This is a genomic window from Streptomyces sp. NPDC088252 (assembly GCF_044740965.1).
Classification (GTDB): domain Bacteria; phylum Actinomycetota; class Actinomycetes; order Streptomycetales; family Streptomycetaceae; genus Streptomyces.
In genome coordinates, this window is record NZ_JBIURS010000035.1 from 23,942 (window position 1) to 43,985 (window position 20,044).

General features: G+C 69.9%; 16 protein-coding genes, 1 tRNA gene and 1 pseudogene. 5 read left to right on the top strand and 13 right to left on the bottom strand.

The annotated features are described in order from the left end of the window. Positions 1-15: 15 nt before the first annotated feature. From ACIOHC_RS39495 to ACIOHC_RS39510, 4 genes are all read right to left on the bottom strand, one after another. Positions 16-891, bottom strand: coding sequence for a carbohydrate ABC transporter permease (locus ACIOHC_RS39495; protein WP_351082569.1), 876 nt, complete (start codon positions 889-891; stop codon positions 16-18). Beyond that, complete coding sequence (locus ACIOHC_RS39500) at positions 888-1,889, bottom strand: carbohydrate ABC transporter permease (RefSeq protein WP_401846370.1); 1,002 nt, start codon at positions 1,887-1,889, stop codon at positions 888-890. The genes ACIOHC_RS39495 and ACIOHC_RS39500 overlap by 4 nt, the downstream gene beginning before the upstream one ends. Before the next feature lie 51 nt (positions 1,890-1,940). Then, the gene (locus ACIOHC_RS39505) at positions 1,941-3,317 is read right to left on the bottom strand and encodes an ABC transporter substrate-binding protein (RefSeq protein WP_401846373.1); all 1,377 of its coding nucleotides are present in this window, start codon (positions 3,315-3,317) and stop codon (positions 1,941-1,943) included. 102 nt (positions 3,318-3,419) lie between these two features. Beyond that, on the bottom strand, positions 3,420-4,586 hold the full coding sequence (locus tag ACIOHC_RS39510) for a substrate-binding domain-containing protein (protein WP_389638443.1): 1,167 nt from the start codon (positions 4,584-4,586) through the stop codon (positions 3,420-3,422). Between the two features lie 192 nt (positions 4,587-4,778). Between ACIOHC_RS39510 and ACIOHC_RS39515 the strand changes: the two are divergent. Then, positions 4,779-5,554, top strand: a pseudogene (locus ACIOHC_RS39515) (sulfite exporter TauE/SafE family protein). Between the two features lie 106 nt (positions 5,555-5,660). Here ACIOHC_RS39515 and ACIOHC_RS39520 read toward each other — a convergent pair. Continuing rightward, positions 5,661-7,190 carry an amino acid permease gene (locus ACIOHC_RS39520; RefSeq protein WP_351082561.1) on the bottom strand — a complete coding sequence of 510 codons (1,530 nt, stop codon included), beginning with the start codon at positions 7,188-7,190 and terminating at the stop codon, positions 5,661-5,663. Positions 7,191-7,277: 87 nt separating this feature from the next. Further along, positions 7,278-8,285 (bottom strand): hypothetical protein, encoded by a 1,008-nt coding sequence (locus ACIOHC_RS39525; protein ID WP_351082559.1) that lies wholly within the window; start codon positions 8,283-8,285, stop codon positions 7,278-7,280. A gap of 443 nt (positions 8,286-8,728) precedes the next feature. Between ACIOHC_RS39525 and ACIOHC_RS39530 the strand changes: the two genes are divergently transcribed. After that, complete coding sequence (locus tag ACIOHC_RS39530; protein WP_401846376.1) at positions 8,729-10,162, top strand: FGGY family carbohydrate kinase; 1,434 nt, start codon at positions 8,729-8,731, stop codon at positions 10,160-10,162. Between the two features lie 260 nt (positions 10,163-10,422). On the opposite strand, the gene ACIOHC_RS39535 is transcribed toward ACIOHC_RS39530, so the two are convergent. Further along, positions 10,423-10,923, bottom strand: coding sequence for a hypothetical protein (locus ACIOHC_RS39535; RefSeq protein WP_351082553.1), 501 nt, complete (start codon positions 10,921-10,923; stop codon positions 10,423-10,425). A gap of 80 nt (positions 10,924-11,003) precedes the next feature. On the opposite strand from ACIOHC_RS39535, the gene ACIOHC_RS39540 reads away from it, so the two are divergent. Beyond that, positions 11,004-11,798, top strand: coding sequence for a cobalt-precorrin-6A reductase (locus ACIOHC_RS39540; protein WP_365690662.1), 795 nt, complete (start codon positions 11,004-11,006; stop codon positions 11,796-11,798). Here ACIOHC_RS39540 and cobF read toward each other — a convergent pair. Both cobF and ACIOHC_RS39550 read right to left on the bottom strand, forming a co-directional pair. Further along, positions 11,767-12,519, bottom strand: a complete 753-nt coding sequence (cobF, locus tag ACIOHC_RS39545) for a precorrin-6A synthase (deacetylating) (protein ID WP_365690660.1) — start codon at positions 12,517-12,519, stop codon at positions 11,767-11,769. The two genes, ACIOHC_RS39540 and cobF, sit on opposite strands and share 32 nt — an antisense overlap. 79 nt (positions 12,520-12,598) lie before the next feature. After that, positions 12,599-13,120 carry a DUF309 domain-containing protein gene (locus ACIOHC_RS39550; RefSeq protein ID WP_351082547.1) on the bottom strand — a complete coding sequence of 174 codons (522 nt, stop codon included), beginning with the start codon at positions 13,118-13,120 and terminating at the stop codon, positions 12,599-12,601. Between the two features lie 108 nt (positions 13,121-13,228). On the opposite strand from ACIOHC_RS39550, the gene ACIOHC_RS39555 reads away from it, so the two are divergent. Both ACIOHC_RS39555 and ACIOHC_RS39560 read left to right on the top strand, forming a co-directional pair. After that, on the top strand, positions 13,229-15,862 hold the full coding sequence (locus ACIOHC_RS39555) for an AAA family ATPase (RefSeq protein ID WP_351082545.1): 2,634 nt from the start codon (positions 13,229-13,231) through the stop codon (positions 15,860-15,862). A 50-nt stretch (positions 15,863-15,912) separates the two neighbouring features. Further along, positions 15,913-15,986 (top strand) — tRNA-Pro (locus ACIOHC_RS39560). Between the two features lie 585 nt (positions 15,987-16,571). On the opposite strand, the gene ACIOHC_RS39565 is transcribed toward ACIOHC_RS39560, so the two are convergent. The 4 genes from ACIOHC_RS39565 to ACIOHC_RS39580 all read right to left on the bottom strand — a co-directional run bounded on the left by ACIOHC_RS39565 (position 16,572) and on the right by ACIOHC_RS39580 (position 19,792). Further along, positions 16,572-16,964: a hypothetical protein gene (locus tag ACIOHC_RS39565; RefSeq protein ID WP_351082544.1), complete on the bottom strand. Its 393-nt coding sequence runs from the start codon at positions 16,962-16,964 to the stop codon at positions 16,572-16,574. Between the two features lie 333 nt (positions 16,965-17,297). Next, positions 17,298-17,657, bottom strand: a complete 360-nt coding sequence (locus tag ACIOHC_RS39570; RefSeq protein WP_365690656.1) for a hypothetical protein — start codon at positions 17,655-17,657, stop codon at positions 17,298-17,300. A 717-nt stretch (positions 17,658-18,374) separates the two neighbouring features. Further along, positions 18,375-19,043: a hypothetical protein gene (locus ACIOHC_RS39575; protein ID WP_401846381.1), complete on the bottom strand. Its 669-nt coding sequence runs from the start codon at positions 19,041-19,043 to the stop codon at positions 18,375-18,377. Between the two features lie 284 nt (positions 19,044-19,327). Next, positions 19,328-19,792, bottom strand: a complete 465-nt coding sequence (locus ACIOHC_RS39580; RefSeq protein WP_351086633.1) for a hypothetical protein — start codon at positions 19,790-19,792, stop codon at positions 19,328-19,330. Between the last annotated feature and the right edge of the window lie 252 nt (positions 19,793-20,044).

A 20,044-nucleotide genomic window follows, 5' to 3' on the forward strand; every position in this document is an offset into this window, starting at 1 on the left:
AGGACGGTGGCGCGGCTACTTGACCGCGCCCGCGGTGAGCCCCGACTTCCAGAACCGCTGGAGCAGGGCGAAGGCGAGGATCAGCGGCAGGACCGCGAGCAGCGAGCCCATGATCACGACGGGGTAGTACTCGGGGGAGACCGTGGCGGAGCTGTTCCAGGTGTAGAGCCCGAGACTGACCGGGTACAGGTGCTGGTCGGAGAGCATCACCATGGGCAGGAAGAAGTTGTTCCAGATCGCGGTGAGCTGGAAGAGGAAGACGGTGACCAGGCCCGGCCCCAGCATCCGCAGGCAGACCCGGACGTACGTGGTCAGCTCGCCGGCGCCGTCCACCCGCGCCGCCTCCAGCACCTCGTTCGGCACGTAACCCTGGCTGAAGATACGGCCGAGGTAGACACCGAAGGGGTTGAAGAGCACGGGGATGAAGACGGACCAGAAGGTGTTGACCAGGCCGGTGCGGGACGCCATCAGATACAGCGGCAGCGCGAGCACGGTCTGCGGCACCATCACCGCGGCGAGCACCAGACCGAAGAGCTTCTCCTTGTGCGCGAATCGGTACTTGTCGAAGGCGTATCCGCAGGCGATGCTCACGAGCGCGCCGAGTGCGGCGCCGAGGACCGCGTACAGCAGGCTGTTGCCGTACCACCGTCCGTACAGTCCGCCGTCCATCGCGAACAGGTCCTTGAGGTTCTGTCCGAAGGAGAAGTGGTCCAGCGAGAGCACATCGCTGCCGAACAGGGCGTCCCGGTCCTTGGACGCGGCGAGCACCAGCCACAGCACGGGCAGCAGCGTGTACAGCACCGAGACGCCGACGACGAGATTGACGACGGACCGGCCGAGGAGCCGGGGCCGCGGGGGCGCGGCGGTGCGGACGGTGCTCGTCGCGCTCATCGGGCTTCCTCCTCGGGGGTGTTGGAGCGGTTGGTCCAGCGGGTGACGCCGTAGGAGAGGGCGATCGTGCAGATGAGCAGGACGACCGAGGCGGCCGCGGCGAGGCCGTAGTTGTTGCGTGTGAACGCGGCGTCGTAGATGTACATGCTGGGTGAGAAACGTGAGTTGATCATCGGCGTGGCCTGGCTGAGCAGCATCGGCTCGGTGAACAGCTGCAGGGCGAAGATCAGGGTGAACATCGCGACCATCACGATCGACGAACGCACCAGGGGAGTCTTGACCTGGAGTGCGGTGCGCACCGGTCCGGCGCCGTCGACCACCGACGCCTCGATGATCTCGCGCGGTACGGCCTGCAGGGCGGCGTAGAAGACGACCATGTTGTAGCCGAGATTGCTCCACAGGGCGATGTTGACGATCGACGGGACGACGGTGTGCACACCGAGGAAGTCGATGGTGATGTCGGCCTTGGCGAACAGGTCGACCACCGGACTGAGCCCCGGCGTGTACAGGTAGAGCCAGATGACGGCGGCGATGATGCCGGGCACGGCGTGCGGCAGGAACAGTCCGAGCTGTGCCCAGGACCGCAGCCGTACCAACCCGGAATCCAGCAGAAGTGCCAGCGCCAGCGCACCGATCACCATCAGCGGGATGTAGATCAGGCAGTAGATGACGACGGTGCCGAGCCCGCCGAGGAAGGTCGGGTCGGTCAGCACGGCGGTATAGCTGCGCAGTCCGACGAAGACCGTGCGCTCCGGCCCGAAGCCGAGCCCGGGCTGGTCGTCGCTGAAGAAGCTGAGCCAAATGGCCGTCCCGACGGGGATCAGGAAGACCGTCACGAGGAGCAGGAGGAACGGGGTCATCAGGGCGCCGCACGCGCCGAGTTCACGGCGCCTGGCGGATCTGCGGGTGGAACTCGCCGGTAGGGGCGAGGGGGCCCGCGACGGGTGCGCGGCCGGGCTCGGGGGAGTGGAAGCGGTCGTGGTGAGGGGGCTGGTCATCGGTGTCACCTGCCTCTCTGCTGCTGGGAAGGGGGACGGGGCGGGCTCGGGTCAGCTGCTGCGCTCGGTGGTGGCCAGGCCCAGTGCCCTGAGGTCCGGCATGGTGCCCCGCTGCGTCGCGCGCACGGTGTCGATCAGTGAGCCCTGGCCGCCGCCCACCCGGGCGAAGCCGTCCTGCATCACCTTCTGGGAGGCGGTCATCCGGGGCCCCCAGGTCCAGCCGTCCCTGATCTTGTGGGCCTCCCGCTCGAACAGCGAGTAGATGTCCTGGCCGCTGTAGTAGCCGCGGTCGAAGGCTTCGCGGCCCACGGCGACGAGCGCCGGGGCGGCCGGGTACTGGCTGCTGGTGCCGCTGGAGAGCCGGGCGCGCAGCGCGTCGGGGTGCGACACCTGCCACCCGATGAACTCCAGCGCGGCCTCCGGGTGCCGGCTGTCGGCGGTGACCGCGAAGGTGGACCCGCCATGGGTGCCGAGCGCGGCGTCGCCCTCCTTCCACTGGGGCAGCGGTGCGACGGCCCACTTGCCCTTCTGCGCGGGCCGGGCGTTCATCTGCGCCCCGGCGTCCCAGGCGCCGCTGAGCCGGACGAGCACCTGACCGTTACCGACCTGGGCGTCGTACTGCCGGCTGTCGACCGCGTTCATGAAGACCAGGTCCTGGTCGATGAGACGTTGCCAGTACGAGGCCACGCGCCGGCTCGGCCCGTCGGCGAGCGAGACGTTCCAGGCGCCCGAGCGGGTGTCGTACCACTGGGCGCCGGCCTGCCAGGCGAACGCGGCGAACTGCGGGGCACCGTCGGTGGCGAAGGTGCACAGTCTGCGGCCGGGCGCCTTGCGGCGCACCGTGTGGGCCAGGTTCTCGAACTCGTCCCACGTGCGCGGGACTTCGAGTCCGTACTGGGCGAAGAGGTCGGTGCGGTAGTGCATGACCATCGGTTCGACGTCCAGCGGAACGCTGAAGACACGCTTCTCGAAGGTGGTGAGGCCGAGTGCCTGCGGCAGCAGCGCGGCGCGCAGGTCGTCGCTGACCATGTCCGTGATCTCACGGGCGACCCCGTCGATCGCGAAGCCGGGCACCTGGGGATACTCGATCGTCGCCACGTCGGGGGCGTTGCCCGCCCGTGCGGCGTTGCTGAGCTTCGCGTAACCACCTTGGCCGCCCGTGGGGATCTGCTGGAAGTCGACCTGGACTTTGTCGTGGCTGCGGTTGAACGCGTCCACGACCTCCTGACTGCCGCGCAGGGCGGACCAGAAGGTGATGCGCGTGGCGTTCTTCCCGGCCCCGCTGCCGGTGGTGCCTCCGAAGCTGGTGTTGCTCGTGCTGCCCGACCCCGATGATCCGCCGCTGCCGCCGCAGGCGCTCAGTGCGCCTGTCAGCGGCAGGGCGGCGATCGTGGCGAGCACGGATCGACGGCTCTGTCGACCGGGCATGTGCGCCTCCCGCGGCTCCTGATTCGGGTCACGGGGAATCCTGATCGGCTGATCGGTACTGGTCAAGAGATCGCTCAGAAGAAAATCAAAGCGGTCAAACGCTCATCTTGTGGAAGGGATCCTCTCCTGCGCGGATCCGCGCACCTTGAGCGTGGGCAGCAACTCCGTCCGGCGTACGGGTCCACTCGCGTCGACAGTCCCGGACAGCCTGTGGAGCAGCAGCTCGGCGGCGGCGCGTCCGATCGCCGTCTTCGGTGGAGCCACCGCGGTCAGGGGCGTGCTGCCGAGGGCCGCGACCACATCGTCGTACGCGACCACGGAGCAGTCGCGCGGCACCTCGATACCGCTCTCCGCCAGCCGCTGCACCAGCATCAACGCATCGACGTCGCCGTGCAGCACGGCCGCCGTGGCCCCCCGCTCCCGCAGCAGCGCCGCGAGGTCGAGGCCGGATCGACCATCGGCTCCGGGGCCCGGTGGCGCGCCGGCTCCCGAGGCGGCGGAGTCGGGACCGGGGCCGGGCACCGCCGCCGGGGAACTCAGCACCACCGACCAGTCCTCCACCTCCGCGCGGGCCGCTGCGATCTCGGCGAACGCCGCACGGATGCTGCGCGCCGTCGGGCTGTCGTCACGGGCGGCCAGGACGATGCGGCGATGCCCCAGCGACACCAGGTGCTCGACGGCGAGGTGCGTCCCGTACCAGTGGTCGGAACAGACGGAGTCGAGGGCGTGCAGCGCGCTGCCCGGCCGCGGCCGCCGCTCCATGAGCACGGTCGGCACCCCCACGTCCGCGAGCCATCCGTAGTCCAGCTCCTCCGAGCGCGCGTTGCGCCAGCGCGGCGCGATCAGCAGCCCGCGCGCCCCGTCCGCCAGCGCCCGCTCCACCAGTGGTCGTTCGGCTCCGGCCGCCTGGGGTGCGATGTGCAGGGCGATGCGCATGCCGGACTCCTCCAGAACGCTCCGGGCGCCGTGCAGGGTCTCGTACAGGTACGAATGCCGTTCCGGTACGACCAGGGCCACCGCCCCGCCCTCCCCGGCAGGTTCCTCGCCCCGCGACGCGGGCACCGCGGCGGGCGGCTGAGCCTCCCCGACCGGCCGGGCCACCCCGTGTCCGCGCCGCAGCCGTCCGGCCTGGGCGAGCTCCTCGACGTCCCGCCTGATCGTGACCACCGAGACATCCAGCTCGGCCGCGAGCACGCTGACCTTGACGGCGCCGCGCGACTCCACCACCGACAGGATTCGTTGTCGCCTGAGTTCGACCGGCTCCCGCATGCTGTTGGCCCCCTCGCCGTACCGCCGTGTGTTGTTCGTTTGAGCGCTTCAGGTGAGCGTTCGCGTCGCAGCATAGCGATCGCCCCAGCCCCGTCCACGCGCGTGGATCGTCCTGTGGGCCTCACCCGTCTCAGGGCGCTCTTGCGGGCTTGGTCCAACGGCACCTGGGGTCTTTCGTTCGAGTCAGGCCGGATCGGCGAGGGGGGTCCGGCCGGGCAACTGGCCTCGCTCGCCGCGGCATCCGCTCTCGTCGGCTTCTCGAAGTCGGCCGTCAGCGGCGCCAACACGATCAGTCCGGCCGTATTCGCGGCCGTACTCCCGCCCGCGAGTCCACCGGGGTACTGCTCCCGATCCTCATCGCGGGCGACGTGCTCGCCGTTCTCATCCACCGGCGGCACGCCCACTGGCCGACCCTGCTGCGGCTCTTCCCCGCCGTCGCCGTCGGCGTGGTGGCGGGAACGGCCTTCATGGTGTGGGCCGACGACGCGGCCGTACGGACATCGATCGGCGCGATCCTGCTGTTCATGGCGGGTGTCGCCATCCGGCGGCGGAGGCCCGCGGCCACGGGACGGGAGGCCGCGGAGGAGTCCGGCGAACCGACGACGCGCGGCAGTGGCGGGTTCAAGGCCCGCTCGTACGGGGTCCTGGGCGGATTCACCACCATGGTCGCCAAAGCGGGCGGCCCCGTCATGTCGCTCTGTCTGCTCTCCGCCGGCTTCCGGAAGCTGGGCTTCCTGGGGACGTCGGCGTGGTTCTTCCTCATCGTCAACACGTCCAAGGTGCCGTTCAGCGTCGGCCTGGGCCTCATCGACGCACAGTCGCTGCTGCTGGATGCCTGCATGCTGCTGTTCGTCCTCCCCGGCGCCTTCATCGGCCGCAGGTGCGTGGACCGGATCAACCAGAGACTCTTCGAGCAGCTGGTCATCGGTGCGACCGTCCTCGGTGGACTCCAGTTGCTCCTGCGCTGAGCGCACACGACGTTCCGAACCCGCCGCCGCACACACGCCGCAGCCCTCCCCGACAGCTGCTCGCTGCGACCGGGGAGGGCTGGGAAAGGGCGTGGGCGGGGCCGGATCAGACGATGCCTTCCTCGATCTCCGCCTGCTCACGTGCGTTCCCGTACGCGGACGGCGTGCTGTACGAACGACGCGCGACGAACCACCAGATGGTGGCCAGAACCAGCACGGCGACCAGCGCGATCGACGCGTAGTTCATCGAGTCGACCGTCACCGGGGACGACTGGGGGAGCAGGAACAGCACGGTCACGATGGCGACCCACACCACGGCGATCCAGCCGATCGGCTTGCTCCAGCGGCCCAGGTGCCACGGCCCGCGCTCGAACCGGCCACCGGAGCGCAGCTTCAGGAAGATCGGGATCGCGTAGGCGGGCGTGATGCCGATGACGTTGATCGCGGTCACCGCACCGTACGCCGTGGCGGAGTACAGCGACGGCAGCGCCAGCACACCGGCGACGACGACCGACAGCCACACCGCGTTGACGGGCGTCTGGGTGCTCGCGCTCACCTTGCGCCACAGCGCCGAGCCCGGCAGGGCGTTGTCCCGGCTGAACGCGAACACCATCCGGCTGGCGGCGGCGACCTCGGCGTTGCCGCAGAACAGCTGGGCCGCGATCACGATCAGCAGCAGGGCCGTTGCTCCGGAGGTGCCCAGCGCGTCGATCAGGATCTGGGCCGGAGGTACCCCGGTCGCGCTGTTCTGGGTGCCCGCGTAGTCCTGGATCGCGAAGGTCAGCCCGGCGAGCAGCACGAAACCGGCGACCCAGGAGACCCAGATAGCGCGGACGATGCCCTTGGCGGCCGTCACCGAGGCGTTCGAGGTCTCCTCCGACAGATGGGCGGACGCGTCGTAGCCGCAGAAGGTGTACTGGGCGAGGAGCAGACCGATCGCCGCCACGTACAACGGATTGTGCCAGCCCGTGTCGTTGACGAACTCGGTGAAGACGAACGAGGGCGACTGGTGGTGCGACGGCACGACCGCCAGTACGACGACGATCACCGCGACACCGGCGAGATGCCACCACACGCTGATGGAGTTGAGCACACTGACGAGGCGGACACCGAAGAGGTTCAGCACGGCGTGCAGCAGCAGGATGCAGAGGAAGATGATCATCGTCTTGCCCGGTGTGGGGGTGAATCCCCACTGCAGATTCATCAGCGCACCGGTGAACAGCGCGGCACCGTAGTCGATACCGGCGATCGCACCGAGCAGACCGAGCAGATTCAGCCAGCCGGTGTACCAGCCCCACTTGCGGCCGCCGAGCCGGTCGGCCATGTAGTAGAGCGCTCCCGAGGTCGGGTAGGCGCTGGTGACCTCGGCGAGTGCCATGCCGACACAGAGCACGAAGAGCCCGACACCGGCCCAGCCCCAGAGCATCACCGCCGGACCACCGGTGGACATGCCGAAGCCGTACAGGGTCATGCAGCCGGACAGGATGGAGATGACGGAGAAGCTGATGGCGAAGTTGCCGAAGCCGCCCATGCGTCGGGCGAGCACGGGCTGATAGCCGAGTTCACGCAGCCGCTCCTCCTCGTCCTTCGGCGGGGTGGCCTCCGCACCCGACTGGGTCGGGGTGGATATGGACATGGGAAAACCTCCATGAGGAGTGACGGGGACGGGAAGGAAAGCGGTCGGTCCGGAACGGGGATGCGGCTCGGCGATCGGCGCCATGGCTCAGCCGTGCGGCCCCCGTCCGGGGTCGCGGGACACCGTGAGGCAGCGGCTGCGGGCACGCAGGAAGACTTCCTCGGCGCCACCGGGGGCCTTGGGGTCCCGTGTGCGATACACCCAGGGAACGGAGGTGAAATAGGGCCCGAGTTCCCGGAACACCGGTGCGGCGTCGGCGAATTGGAGGGCACCCCACAGGGCGTGGGCCAGATGGTTCAGATCGAGCAGGGAGTGGGAGATCGGAGGCGTGCGACGGAACCAGAGCTCCAGCGCCCGAGCGGCGTCCCGCTCCGCGTCCTCGGTGACCCAGTGGAGATCCAGGGCCTTCTCGTGCCCGTGCTCGCGCCGGTAGCGCTCGACCCGCACATACAGGGGCAGCGCGTGCAGCGCGGATCCGTCGGGAGCGGAAGAGGCCGCCCACTGAACGAAGTTGACCGCCTCCGAGAGCGATCCGCCGGCCTTCCGCGCGTACACGAACTGGAGCATCCGGTGGTAGGCCTCGCGGTTGTACGGATCCCGTTTGTCGGCCTCCGCCAGCAGCCCCCACGGGCCGGGGAAGAGCATCGGCCCCGGCGGGTGCAGCCGGTGCTCCTCCAGTCGCTGGTGCTCGTCCAGCTGCGACAGGGCCAGCAGGCACACCCAGGGCACCGGGTCGGCGGGGGAGGTGTGCGCGGCCGTCCGGCAGGCTCCCCAGGCTTCCTGCCACAGTTCCTGCGCACGGTGATGGCCCTCGCGATGGGCCCGCACGGCCCGCTCCACGACGACCCGTGCGTGCATCACTGAGGCGGCGACACTTCGCGGCTCCTCGGCCAGCCAGGCCTGTACCGCGTCCGAACCGGCGGCGATGGCTCCGAGCACCTGGGTGCGTTGCGTCCACAGGGTCCAGTCCGGCGTACGCTCCAGCAGGTCGCGCATGGAAAGCCAGCGCCCGGTGCGCAGATCCTGTAAGGCGACACGCAATTCGTTGTCATGGCCGGCCGGGTGATAGACCGGCCGGAATTCACTGTTCGCCATGGACACGCCCTGCCCATGTGCGACCGGACGGGGTGTGACGGTCGGGAGATTTCCTCAGCACGTCACGCAGCCCGGCGGTGGCATGGAACCCGTGCGGAAGCGGAAAGCCCGGGATTCGAGGTCTCGGAGCTCGGGAGGGAATGTCGGTGTCATCAATCCTCAAGGGCGTGGGGGGTGAAGCAGCTGTTGAACAACGAACTGCTCGAAAGCGTCCGGTTGTTGCTCGGCGGTGAGTGTAAGGCCAGTTGCCCCGAACTCCGGACCGATTCGCGGATCTTACTCAAGTCGGCTGACCCGTACGGACGTTGATCAGCATCCGGTTGTTCCGGACGTGCGCCCGGACAGCCCTTGACGTACGCGGTGGTCTGCACCACTCTGGGCGGCGGAGACCAATGATCACGATTCCGTTCAAGCCGTAGAGCTTTCGCACGACTGGAGTGTCGATGACAGGCCCGGTACTCGCGGTGGACCAGGGCACGTCGGGAACGAAGGCGCTGGTGGTCTGCCCGGAGCGAGGCGTGATCGGTTCCGGTTCGGCTCCCGTGCGGCCGCGTCACGGCGCCGGAGGGGCGGTCGAGGTCGCCCCCGCCGAACTGCTCGGCTCGGTCGTCGAGGCCGGGCGTCGGGCGCTGCGCGAAGCGGGCGAACCGGTGGCCGCCGTCGGCCTCGCCAACCAGGGCGAGACGGTGCTCGCCTGGGATCCGGACACCGGGCGCCCGCTCACCCAAGCGATCGTCTGGCAGGACCGGCGCTCCGCACCCGTCTGCGCGGAACTCGCGCCGCACGAGGAGGAGTTGACCCGCCTCACCGGGCTGCCGCTCGATCCCTACTTCGCCGCCCCCAAGATGGCCTGGATCCGGCGCGAGCTGACCCGCGAGGGCGTGGTCACCACCAGCGACTCCTGGCTCGTCCATCAGCTGACCGGTGCGTTCGTCACGGACGCGGCGACCGCGGGACGCACCCAGCTGCTCGACCTCGACCGGGTCCGGTGGTCACCCGAGGCCCTGGACGTCTTCGGCCTCGGCGACGAGCGCCTCCCGGCCGTCGTCGACTCCGACGGCGTGGTCGGTACCACGACCGCCTTCGGCGGCGAACTCCCGCTGACCGGACTCCTCGTCGACCAGCAGGCCGCCCTGCTCGCCCAGAACGCCCTCGACCCCGGCAACGCCAAGTGCACCTACGGAACCGGCGCCTTCCTGCTCGCCCAGACCGGTCCGGCGCCCCGCCGCGGGTCCACCGGACTGGTCAGCTGCGTCGCCTGGCGGCTCGGCGGCCGCACCAGCTACTGCCTCGACGGACAGGTCTACACCGCCGCGTCCGCCGTCGACTGGCTCACCGGCCTGGGGGTGATCTCGGGTGCGGCGGACCTCGACGCGGTCGGCGCCGGCGTCCCCGGCTCCGGCGGTGTCACGTTCGTACCGGCGCTCGCCGGTCTCGCCGCCCCCTGGTGGCGCGGCGACCTGCGCGGATCGGTGACCGGCCTCGGCCTCGACACCACCGCGGGCCATCTGGTGCGCGCGCTGTGCGAAGGCATCGCCGCACAGGTCGTCGAACTCACCGAGGCGGTCGCGACCGACCTGGGCTCCCCGCTGACCTCACTCCGGGTCGACGGAGGCCTGACCCGCTCGGCACTGCTCATGCAGACCCAGGCCGACCTGCTGCAACGCCCCGTCGAGGTCTCCGCGCTGCCCGATGTCACCGCACTCGGCGTCGGAGCCGTCGCCCGCCTCGGCCTCGACCCCCGGCTCCCGCTCCGGCAGGCCGTACCCGAATGGAAGCCCGTTGCCGTGTACGAACCCCGGATCGGCGCCGACGAGGCGGCCGAACGCCTGGCCGGATTCCGAGCCGCGGTGCGGACCCTGCTGGACCATGCCTGATACGTGCGAGTCCCGCGCGATGAAAGCGCGATGGAAGACCGCACGATCGGCACCGCCGGAGCACTGCCCGACGACCTCCCCGGGAGCCCGTCGGCGGACCCGGCCGATCCGCCCGCCTACGACGTGACCGTCGTCGGCGCGGGCCGGCGGCTGCTGCTGCCCGCCGTGCCGGGCCGCTCGTTCCGTCTGCGCGCCGTCCGGCTCGACCGGGTCGATCCGCACGGCGGTGACCGTGCGGATCGCATTGTCCTGACCATGCGTCAGGGAATGAGTAGCCAGTCCGAACCGATCGCCGCCAGCAGCCCGACGGCCAGCAGCCAACTGCCGAGCCGGGTGCGACCGTTCCTGCTGAGCTCGATCACGATCCCGCACAGGATCAGCGCGAGCCCGTAGACCCCGACCACCAGCACGGACGACCGGCTGGCGATCCGCAGCGCGAGAACGACCGCCATCGCCGCCATGCCGATCGACGAGAGGACGATGCGCAGCCGTCTCGCCTGACGCGGTGTCAACCGACGTTCGCCCGTCTCGGCAGCGGTCTCCGGATCGGCCGCGGGAGCCGCCTCGGGGACGGTCTCCGCCGCGGTCCTTGCCGAGGCCTCGGGAACCGGGTGCGCCGACGTCCGCGAAGCGGATTCCGCAACGGTCTCGGGAGCTGTCGTGGGAACGGCCTCCGGAACGGTTGCGGGAGCCGTCTTCGACGCGGCCTCCGGATCGGCTATCGGGCTGTCCACGGCCTGGTCCTGGTCAGAAGTGCTCATGACGCCGGATCGTAGTGGCTGCGGGCAGCCCTGTTCGCCGCTCCGGGCGGCGGACGGCCAAAGTGACGTAGGTTCGGTGCATGCCCGGCCACGTCCTCATCCTCGGCGGAACGACCGAAGCCCGGCAGCTCGCCGCCGAGCTGACCGGGCCCGGCGGCGGGGCGACCGCGCGCGTCACCACCTCGCTGGCCGGCCGGGTCGCCCGGCCCCGAATGCCCGCGGGGGACGTACGCATCGGCGGCTTCGGCGGCCCCCGGGGCCTCGCCGACTGGTTGCGAACCCACGGCGTGGACACCGTCGTCGATGCCACCCATCCGTTCGCCGACACCATCAGTGCCAACGCCGCCGAAGCCGCAAAGGCCACCGGCACCGCACTGTTCGCACTGCGCCGCCCCGGCTGGACGGCGGGCCCCGACGACCAATGGCATCAGGCCGACGACCTCGCCGACGCCGCTGCCCGACTGCCCGGCCTGGGCCGCCGGATCCTCCTCACCACCGGCCGTCTCGGCCTGGCCGCCTTCGCCACCGCCCCCGGCGCGGACCGGCTCCACTTCGTCGTACGGTCCGTGGATCCGCCCGAGCCGCCGCTGCCCCGCCACACCGCGGTGCTCCTCGACCGCGGTCCGTACACCGTCGAGGGCGAGACGGCGCTGCTGCGCGACCACACCATCGACGTCCTTGTCACCAAGGACAGCGGCGGCCCCGCCACCGCGGCGAAGCTCACCGCTGCCAGGAACCTCGGGCTGCCCGTGGTCGTGGTCCGCCGACCGCCGCCACCCGACGGCGTGCGCGTCGTGCACGATGTCGCCGCGGCGCTCCGACTGCTGTGCCGGGAAGGCGGAATCAGTCGCGACGCAGCAGATAGGTATCCATGATCCAGCCCTTGCGGGCCCGCGCCTCGGCCCGCAGTTCCTCGATCCGGTCCGACACCTCGGCGAGGCGTCCGGAGACCAGGATCTCGTCGGCGGTCCCCACGTACGCCCCCCAGTAGATGTGTAGATCCTGGTCCAGGTGGCGAGTGAACGCCTGCCGCGCGTCGAGCATCACCACGACGTCGTCCACCTCCTCGGGCCAGCCGTCGGCCAGCCGTCGGCCCGTCGTGATCTGCACCGGACGCGCCACCCGGTTCAGCCCCGTCCGATGCCTGGCGAGCAGTGCGGAGACGCTGCTGATCCCGGGGACCACCTCATGGTCGAAGGCGACCGCACCCCGGTCGAGGATCTCTTCGAGGATGCCGAGCGTGGAGTCGTACAGCGCGGGATCGCCCCACACCAGGAACGCCCCGCACTCGTCCTCGCCGAGTTCCTCCGCGATGAACCGCTCGTACAGATCCGCACGGCGCCTGCGCCAGTCGTCCACCGCGGGTGAGTAGTCCGATGTCCTGCGATCCCGCTCCGGATCCCGTTTTTCGATCAACCGGTACGCGTTCTTCACATGTACGTCGAGGATGTCCCGTCGCAGCCCGGTCAGATCGGACTTCTCCTCGCCCTTGTCGAGGATGAAGAAGGCATCCGCCCTGTTCAGTGCCTTGATGGCCTGCAGGGTCAGATGGTCGGGGTCGCCCGCGCCGATACCGATGACATAGATCTTTCTCACCGCACCGAGTCTGCACCATGCCCCACCGCCCGCACCGTCCGGGCCACCGCCCGTGCGCCACCGCCCCCGGTCGTCCGGGCTAGGGCTCCAGGGGCCGCAGACGAGGCGCCTCGACGGCCGCGTCCACGGGTTCGGCACCCGCCCCCCGGACGTCGGCCGCGCCGCCGCCCGGCTCCACCCGCCCTGCCAGCTCCCCGGCCCAGCCGATCAGTCCCTCGACCCCGATTCCGTGGGGCCGGGTGACCCCGTACTCCGCGAGCGCCGCCGCGCCGCGCCGCAACAGCCGGGCCCCGCCGGTCGTGTTGCCCCGCGCCGCGTGGGTCAGCCCCACGGCCAGCTGCGCGAGCCCGCGCCACAACTCCCGCTCCGCCACCGGCCGCGACTTCCACGCGTCCTCGAACACCTCGTGCGCATGGAACGGCATCCCCGCGTCCAGCAACCGCTGTGCCTCGCGCAGGGTCTCCTCGGGCGTACGTACGACCCCCTCCGGCTGCCGCTCCACTCCCGGAGTCCCGTACGGCAGCGGGCGTCCCAGCCCGTCACGGGGGCGCGCATTGCGCGCCCGGCCCTCGGCATCGCGGTCGCGGTGAGTCTCATCCACCCCTCGATTGTGCCCCGCACCTGCGGCGAACTGTCCGAACCACTGTCCGTGGACCCCCGCGCACGACTAGTGTCGACAGTCATCCGCACCACTTTGGGGAGGGTAGGGATGAAGCAGTCCCGGCCGCTGTACGAGCGCGAACCGGAACTCGCCGCTGCCGCACAAGCCATGGATGCCCTGTGCGGCGCCCAGGCGGCCGGCGGGCTGCTGATCTTCAGCGGTGAGGCAGGCATCGGCAAGACAGCACTGCTCGCCGAGATCCAGGCGATGGCCGCCGACCGCTGCACGGTCTGGTCCGCACGCGGCGGCGAAACCGTCACGTCCGTGCCGTTCCACGTCGTACGCCAACTGCTGCAACCCGCCCTCGACCAGTTCCCGCCCGACGAGGTGCGGACCCTGTTCGGGGCCTGGTACGAGATCACCGCGCCCGCACTCGGGCTCGCTCAGCCGACCGGCCCGCAGGCGGATCCGCAAGGGGTGCGGGACGGCCTCGACTTCGTCGTCTCCCGCCTCGCGTCCCGGCTCAGCCACCGTCCGCTGCTGCTCGTCATCGACGACGCGCACTGGGCGGACGGCGAATCCCTCGCCTGGCTGGCCTCGTTCACCGCCCGCCTCGGTGAACTGCCCGTCCTGGTCGTCCAGGCCCACCGGCCGGAGGAACTGGCGGCGCGGCAGAAGGAGAGCGGAGTGGGCAGCTCACATCCTTCCCAGGTCCGGGTGGCGCTGCGCGCCCTCACCCCTGATGCCACCGCGGAACTGGCCCGTGCGGCCCTCGGGGAACACGCCGACGATCCCTTCTGCCGCGAGGTGTGGGCCGTCACCGGCGGCAACCCCTACGAGGCGGTCGAACTCGTCGCCAAGGTCCAGGACCGCGAGCTGGCGCCGCTGGAGGAATCGGCCGGGCTGCTGCGCGAACTCGGCGCGTCGGCCCGTGGCAGCGGCCTCGTCGCGCGGCTCGAACGGCTCGGCACCAATGCCAACCGGTTCGCCTGGGCCGCCGCGGTCCTCGGTACGGACATCTCGCAGGACCTCGCCGCCACCCTCGCCGGAATGAGTCCCGCCGAGGCGGCCGACTGCACGGCGCGGCTGCGCGAGGCCCGTATCGTCACCGGCTTCGACCCGCTGGAGTTCGTCCACCCGCTGATCGCCACCGCGGTGTACCGCTCGATCCCGCCGGCCACCCGTACCGCCATGCACGGCCGGGCGGCCTGGGCCATCACCCGGGCCGGCCTCGGCGCCGCGGCGGCTTCCCGGCACCTGCTCGAAGTGCACCCGGACGACGACCAGGAACTGGTCGAACAGCTCCGCGACGCGGCCAAACAGCATCTCGCGGTCGGGGCTCCGGAGGCGGCCCGTCGCTGCCTCGAACGCGCCCTGGAGGAACCGCCGCGCCAACGCGTGAAGGCAACGCTGCTGTACGAATTGGGCTGCGCCACGCTGCTCAGCTCCCCGGCCACCACCGTCCGGCATCTGCGGGCCGCCCTCGACATGCCCGGACTCGACGACGACCAGCGGGTCGACGCCACCTACCGGCTGGCGGCCGCGCATTCCCACAACAACCAGCTGAAGGAGGCGGCCACCGCCCTCGCCGCCGAGGCCGCCCGCACCGCGCCCGGCCCCGGCCTGATGCGGCTTCAGGCCGCCCACTTCCTCTGGGAGGGCATGCAGTCCACCGAGGACGACGGACCCGCCCGCTCCAGCAGGCTCGCCAGGAACGCCGACCATCTCTCCGGCCGCGACAACGCCGAGCGCGCCCTGCTCACGCTCCGCGCCTTCGACGCCATGATGCGCGGCGAGAACTCCCAGCTCATCGTCGACCTCTGCGAACGTGCCCTGGTCGACGGCCACCCCGCCCGCGGGCTCGGCTGGACCGACACGGAATGGGGCTTCGAGCTTCCGACCCTCGTCGGCATCACCTACGCCTTCACCGACCAGCTCGACCGGGCCGAGGAACTCTTCGGCGAGGCCGTCAGGGCCTTCGAGATCTCCGGCTGGAGCGGTGCCCACCTAGCATTCGCGCACACCCTGCTCGGCCTGGTCCACCGCCGCCGCGGACGACTCGCGGAGGCAGAGGGCTTCCTGCGCGAAGGGCTGCGCCTCGCCGACCGGGTCGGCAGCGGACTCCCCGTCCACTGGGACGCGGCCTGTCTCCTGATCGACACGCTGACCGCCCGCGGCCGTGTCGCGGAGGCCCGCGAGATCGCCGACCGCTACGACTTCGGTCCGCCCTATCCCAGCGCGATGGTGCTGCCCGACGCCCCGTGCCTGCGCGGTCGGCTGCTGCTGGCCGAGGGCCGTACGGAGGAGGCGGTCACCGAGCTGGAAACGGCCGGCCGCGCCCTGGAAGCACGAGGCAGGTTCAACGGCGTATGGGCTCCCTGGGCCGGCGATCTCGCCCGCTCCCTGGCCGAGGAGGACCCGGGCCGCGCCGCCCAGATCGCCGGCTCTGCCCGGGTGCACGCCGAGCGCTTCGGCACGGACACCGCGATCGGTGAGGCCCTGCGCTGTGTCGCGCTCTTCGCACGTCCGGAGGAGGCAGTCCATCTGCTGGCCGAGTCGGTCCGTCATCTGGAGGCCTCCCCGTCCGCGTACGAACATGCCCTGGCTCTCGTCGACTACGGCATCGCGATCCGCTCCCCGCGCGAACTCGCCAGGGCCCACAAACTGGCCACGGCGTGCGGCGCCGAAGCCCTGGCCGACCGCGCCCACCAGGCACGGGCGTCGATCCGGTCCTCGGAGTGAGGTAATGTTTGTCCTGCGCAGCCGCCCGGGAAGACCGGGGGGAATCGCATCGGGACGTGGCGCAGCTTGGTAGCGCACTTGACTGGGGGTCAAGGGGTCGCAGGTTCAAATCCTGTCGTCCCGACTGGAGACAGTCGCAGGTCAGGGCCGGTTTCGGAGAAATCCGAAACCGGCCCCTGGTCATTCTTGGGGACCAGTTGGGGACCGGCGCCCTTGACCGGCCTCAGCGGGTCATGGCGATCGGGCTCGGCAGGGAGCATTCGCTTCGTGTGCCGGTTGCCACTTCGGGTGCGCGGGAGAGTGACCGCCACATCGGGTGCGCAGCGTCGCAGAGTTGCCGCCTGCCCTGTTGGATCCTTGGGTGCTTCGAAGAGTGACAGCCATCGGGAGACCTCCGACGCCAGACGCTCGTCGGCGGCAGAAGTCGGCACGCGTCCGGCAAGCGGTATCGGGCCACCGCGGCCACCCGTCCCACATGGCGCAGGCCGCAGGGGATGGCGTCGGCCCGCCACAGGGCGTTTTCCTCGGAGAGCACGGCCGTCCCGTGAGGATCGAGACGAGGGTGTGGTCGAGTCTCGCGGGGTGCGACGAGGGCCGCCACGATGGGGCGCGCCCACGCGCCGTGGTGGCTCGACTCGCCCTGCGGGTGTTCAGCCACTCGCTCGGGCCCTCCTTGTGTCCTGTGCCGCGAGGTGGGTGTCGGTCCGATTCAGGCTGCCGCGACGGATGTCCGGTCGTCGGCTCGTGCGGTGAGGGAGGCGGAATAGCGGCGCAGGAGCAGGACGGCGGTGGTGGCCGGGCCGGTGAGCAGGCCGAGCCGGATTCCCACGGCTTCGAGGTTCAGGGCGTAGGCGAGGAGCCGTGCCGCGGGCAGGCCGACGGCCCAGTAGCCGATGAGTGTGATGCGGAATCCGCTCTTGGTGTCGTCGAGTCCACGCAGCAGGCCGACGCCGATGTTCTGGGCGCAGTCGAAGAACGGCAGGAACGCGGTCACGATCAGCCGGTGGCTGGCGACGGTGAGCGCCTTGTCCGAGCCGGACTCCAGGAAGGGGGCCGGGACGAGCTCGGGCAGGGTGAGGCTGGCGCGGACGATGCCCTGCATGGATGACGGCCGCGTCCGTCGTCAGCAGCCCACGTGACGAGTTACTGCAGGTCGGCCACGTCCACGTTGTAGGTGAGGACCCAAGGCTGATGGCCTTCGTGTTGGCAGCGCACCCGTAGTCGCACCGAGGCACCGGCGCACTGATTGCGCCAGTGCGTGCCACTGGCCCAGGTGGGGGGCCGCCCGGGTCCAAAGTCGCAGAGAACACCCTCCCCATACGACAACGTCGGCTCCCAGGACCACAACCGGGTCTTGGGGGCCGACGTCACGCCGGGCCCCGAATTGACCAACAGCGTCCGATTCTTGGAATGGGCCCTCACGAGTTCAGGCGTGTCAGCTGTGGATGAACCACCAGTCGTCGGCCTGGTTCGGCTCGACGTGGTCCTGCTTCTCGCTGACGGTGACGTTGCCGGAGCAGCCGGCGCTCGAGTAGCCGACCCAGTGCAGGTCCCACTTCCACCACCATCCGCCGATGTAGTTGTCCTTGACGGGGGTGTTGAAGCAGGCGGTGGTGTACTGGCCGGCGTGGTTCCATCCGGCGACCTGGATGGAGTAGGTGCTGCCCTGGGTGTCGTAGAAGCGCAGCTGCTGGCCATTGGTTCCGGCGAACGCGGAGCCGGAGCCGAGCACCGCAAGGGCCGCGCCGGTGGCGGCTACGGTACCGATCCTGGCGAGCTTGGTCTTGATGGTCATGGGTTTTCCTTCCGGAGGTAGCCGTGCGGCATGACGAAGTGGTCGGCTTGGGGCGGCGGGGTAAACCATGCGTCGTCGAAGAGACGACGGAGGGGGGCGACCGGTGGTGGGCTTCTGGCGGAAGCGTCTTGCAGGCCGCTCTGGACGTAGTTGTCGCTGCGCTGGTTCCAGGGAACCAAGGCGTCGTGGGTGCCATGGTCGACGCCCGAGCAGTCATCGGAGCGGGAGGGGGTGCAGCGGACGTCGCCCCACCACCAGCCGTCGAGGTTGTGTACTTTGTCGGGGGTTCGGAAGCAGGCGCCGGCCCATTCGTCCATCGGCGGCGCAGGCGTCAACGTCGGGCTCTGCGAATGAACAACCAGAAGCTCATCGCGATGGCGGCGACACCCACGACCGACGAGGCAAGGACTCGCCTCTTCCTGATCGCCCGCCCCCTACACAGTCCGGCACGGGCGAGAGAATCGGCATGCACGGTGAAGTCTTCTGTCGTCTCGCGCATGAGCCGGCCGATACGAGGGTCCATCACATCCACTCCGGCCCCCCAATTGCCGGTCTAAGGGGTGTCCCGTAATCCGTGGTGGATCAGTGCGCGGCGTCGGATGCGGTGCATCGCAAGGCGGAGGGACGTCCGCATACTGGATGTATGCGGACTTTCCGACAACGCGGCGAGGTGCCGTAGCTGACGCCGCGCGCCCGCCAGGGATTACGGGACACCCCTTAGCGACCGGCCGTAGTGGCGAGGATGTCGTCAACCTCCTTCATCTTCCTCTGATGCATCAGGTACAACTTGTCGAGAGTTTCACCGTGTTGCTGGATCAGAGGCCGTTGCTTCTCGGACTCGACGGACAGCCACACCTGGGGAAGCTGGACGGACTCCTTGCACGTGACGTCGGCGACCGCCGTTCGCTTCTCCAATGTGGAAACGGCAGGGCCGAGGAACCGATGGTCAGCCATGGCGTCCAGCGGGGTTGCGTAGGAGAAGCCCGACGACTTCATGCAGGAGGACCACCGGGCGAAGACCGCCCGCACGCGCGCGTCCTGCGTCGATTCCCGGTTGGCGCGACTGTTGATCAGGCTCGCGATCTCCGAGCCCTCGGGGTAGGCGAAGGGTGCGTGGATCCTGTCGTTCGCCTCCTTTGTGCAACCCCCCTTCGGGATCTTCCGTCCATGAAGAACAGGAACGGGTGACGGGGGCGGCGTCGCTGTTCCCGCCGACGCGTACGGAGTCGTCGTGCCATGGAGAACCAGCATGAGATCGTCGTCGATCCTCGTCCGCTTCTCCGGCGTCTTCCGAATCGGGAGATGGTAGCCCTCCGCCTCGGCCTCACGGCGCCTGATCAGGCCGTACCGCCGATCCGATGGTTGCTGTGCGGACGCGTCGTACACCGGTGCCTGGGCAACGATGCCGAACCTGCTGACGCACGCGTTGATCAGAGCGTCCTCGGCGGTCGAGATCCTGGCGTGCTGAGCCGCCGTGAAACTGTATGTCGCGAGCGGCAGACTGAAGGTCGGAGAGGGCGCCTCACGCGCTGCCGGGGTCTCCGGAGAAGCGGGCGCGGCCGATGCCGTACTCGTGGTTTCCCGAGGCACGGATCCGGACTCGGAGGTGCACGCGCTCATGCTGATGAGCGACAGGGCCGGCAGCGTGATCCGGAGAACTGGGATCAACCTCACTGGAACTGGTAGCACGTTCCCGTGTAGGCCCACGTCATGGACGCGTTGTTGTTGTAGGTGTAGTGGAGCTGGTACGCCTTGGAGTCGGGGGCGATCGCGTCGCACGCCCCGCCGTAGTTGCTGTTGAAGTAGATGGTCGCCCACGTCTTGGAGGGCCACCCCATGGTGATGGTGAAGCCGGAAGCCGCGTGGTTCTTGACGCTCTGCCCCAGGCCGGCGCCCGTGAGCCCGGGCCACTCGAACTTGTACGGCTCGAAGTTCGGAATGGGAGTGTCCCAGAACGTTTCGCCCGCGCCCCCGAAGTTGCTGTTGTAATACAGGTTGAGGCAGTTGTGGTTGTACCCGTCATTGGGACACGCCGGCCCCACTCCCGCGGAAGCGGCCGGAGCAGCGGCGACGGCCCCCATCGTCATCGCGGCCACAGTGGTGAACAACGCAGCCGCACGCTTGATCTTACGCACGAACTCCCCCTGATTCGATGGTGATCGGAGCGATGGAACCGATCTTTCTCGTTCTCCTTAACAGCTGTCTAACAGGCAGTGTTAGAGGCCGCCCGGCTGCGCGGGCATCCGCCCGGAGCGCGTTCCCGATGGTGACCCCGCGCGCCTCCGGAGACCGCGCCGCTACGATGACGAGGGGGGAATGGTCCCCGCGTTCACACGGGGGTGGGCATGAGGTTCGGGCTCCTTGGCGTACTCACGGTTCATGACGAC

Bases quoted from the DNA above. Each gene is read 5' to 3' on its own strand.
- ACIOHC_RS39495 (WP_351082569.1), bottom strand. From the start codon at position 891: ATGAGCGCGACGAGCACCGTCCGCACCGCCGCGCCCCCGCGGCCCCGG.
- ACIOHC_RS39500 (WP_401846370.1), bottom strand. From the start codon at position 1,889: ATGACCAGCCCCCTCACCACGACCGCTTCCACTCCCCCGAGCCCGGCC.
- ACIOHC_RS39505 (WP_401846373.1), bottom strand. From the start codon at position 3,317: ATGCCCGGTCGACAGAGCCGTCGATCCGTGCTCGCCACGATCGCCGCC.
- ACIOHC_RS39510 (WP_389638443.1), bottom strand. From the start codon at position 4,586: ATGCGGGAGCCGGTCGAACTCAGGCGACAACGAATCCTGTCGGTGGTG.
- ACIOHC_RS39520 (WP_351082561.1), bottom strand. From the start codon at position 7,190: ATGTCCATATCCACCCCGACCCAGTCGGGTGCGGAGGCCACCCCGCCG.
- ACIOHC_RS39525 (WP_351082559.1), bottom strand. From the start codon at position 8,285: ATGGCGAACAGTGAATTCCGGCCGGTCTATCACCCGGCCGGCCATGAC.
- ACIOHC_RS39530 (WP_401846376.1), top strand. From the start codon at position 8,729: ATGACAGGCCCGGTACTCGCGGTGGACCAGGGCACGTCGGGAACGAAG.
- ACIOHC_RS39535 (WP_351082553.1), bottom strand. From the start codon at position 10,923: ATGAGCACTTCTGACCAGGACCAGGCCGTGGACAGCCCGATAGCCGAT.
- ACIOHC_RS39540 (WP_365690662.1), top strand. From the start codon at position 11,004: ATGCCCGGCCACGTCCTCATCCTCGGCGGAACGACCGAAGCCCGGCAG.
- ACIOHC_RS39555 (WP_351082545.1), top strand. From the start codon at position 13,229: ATGAAGCAGTCCCGGCCGCTGTACGAGCGCGAACCGGAACTCGCCGCT.
- ACIOHC_RS39565 (WP_351082544.1), bottom strand. From the start codon at position 16,964: ATGCAGGGCATCGTCCGCGCCAGCCTCACCCTGCCCGAGCTCGTCCCG.
- ACIOHC_RS39570 (WP_365690656.1), bottom strand. From the start codon at position 17,657: ATGACCATCAAGACCAAGCTCGCCAGGATCGGTACCGTAGCCGCCACC.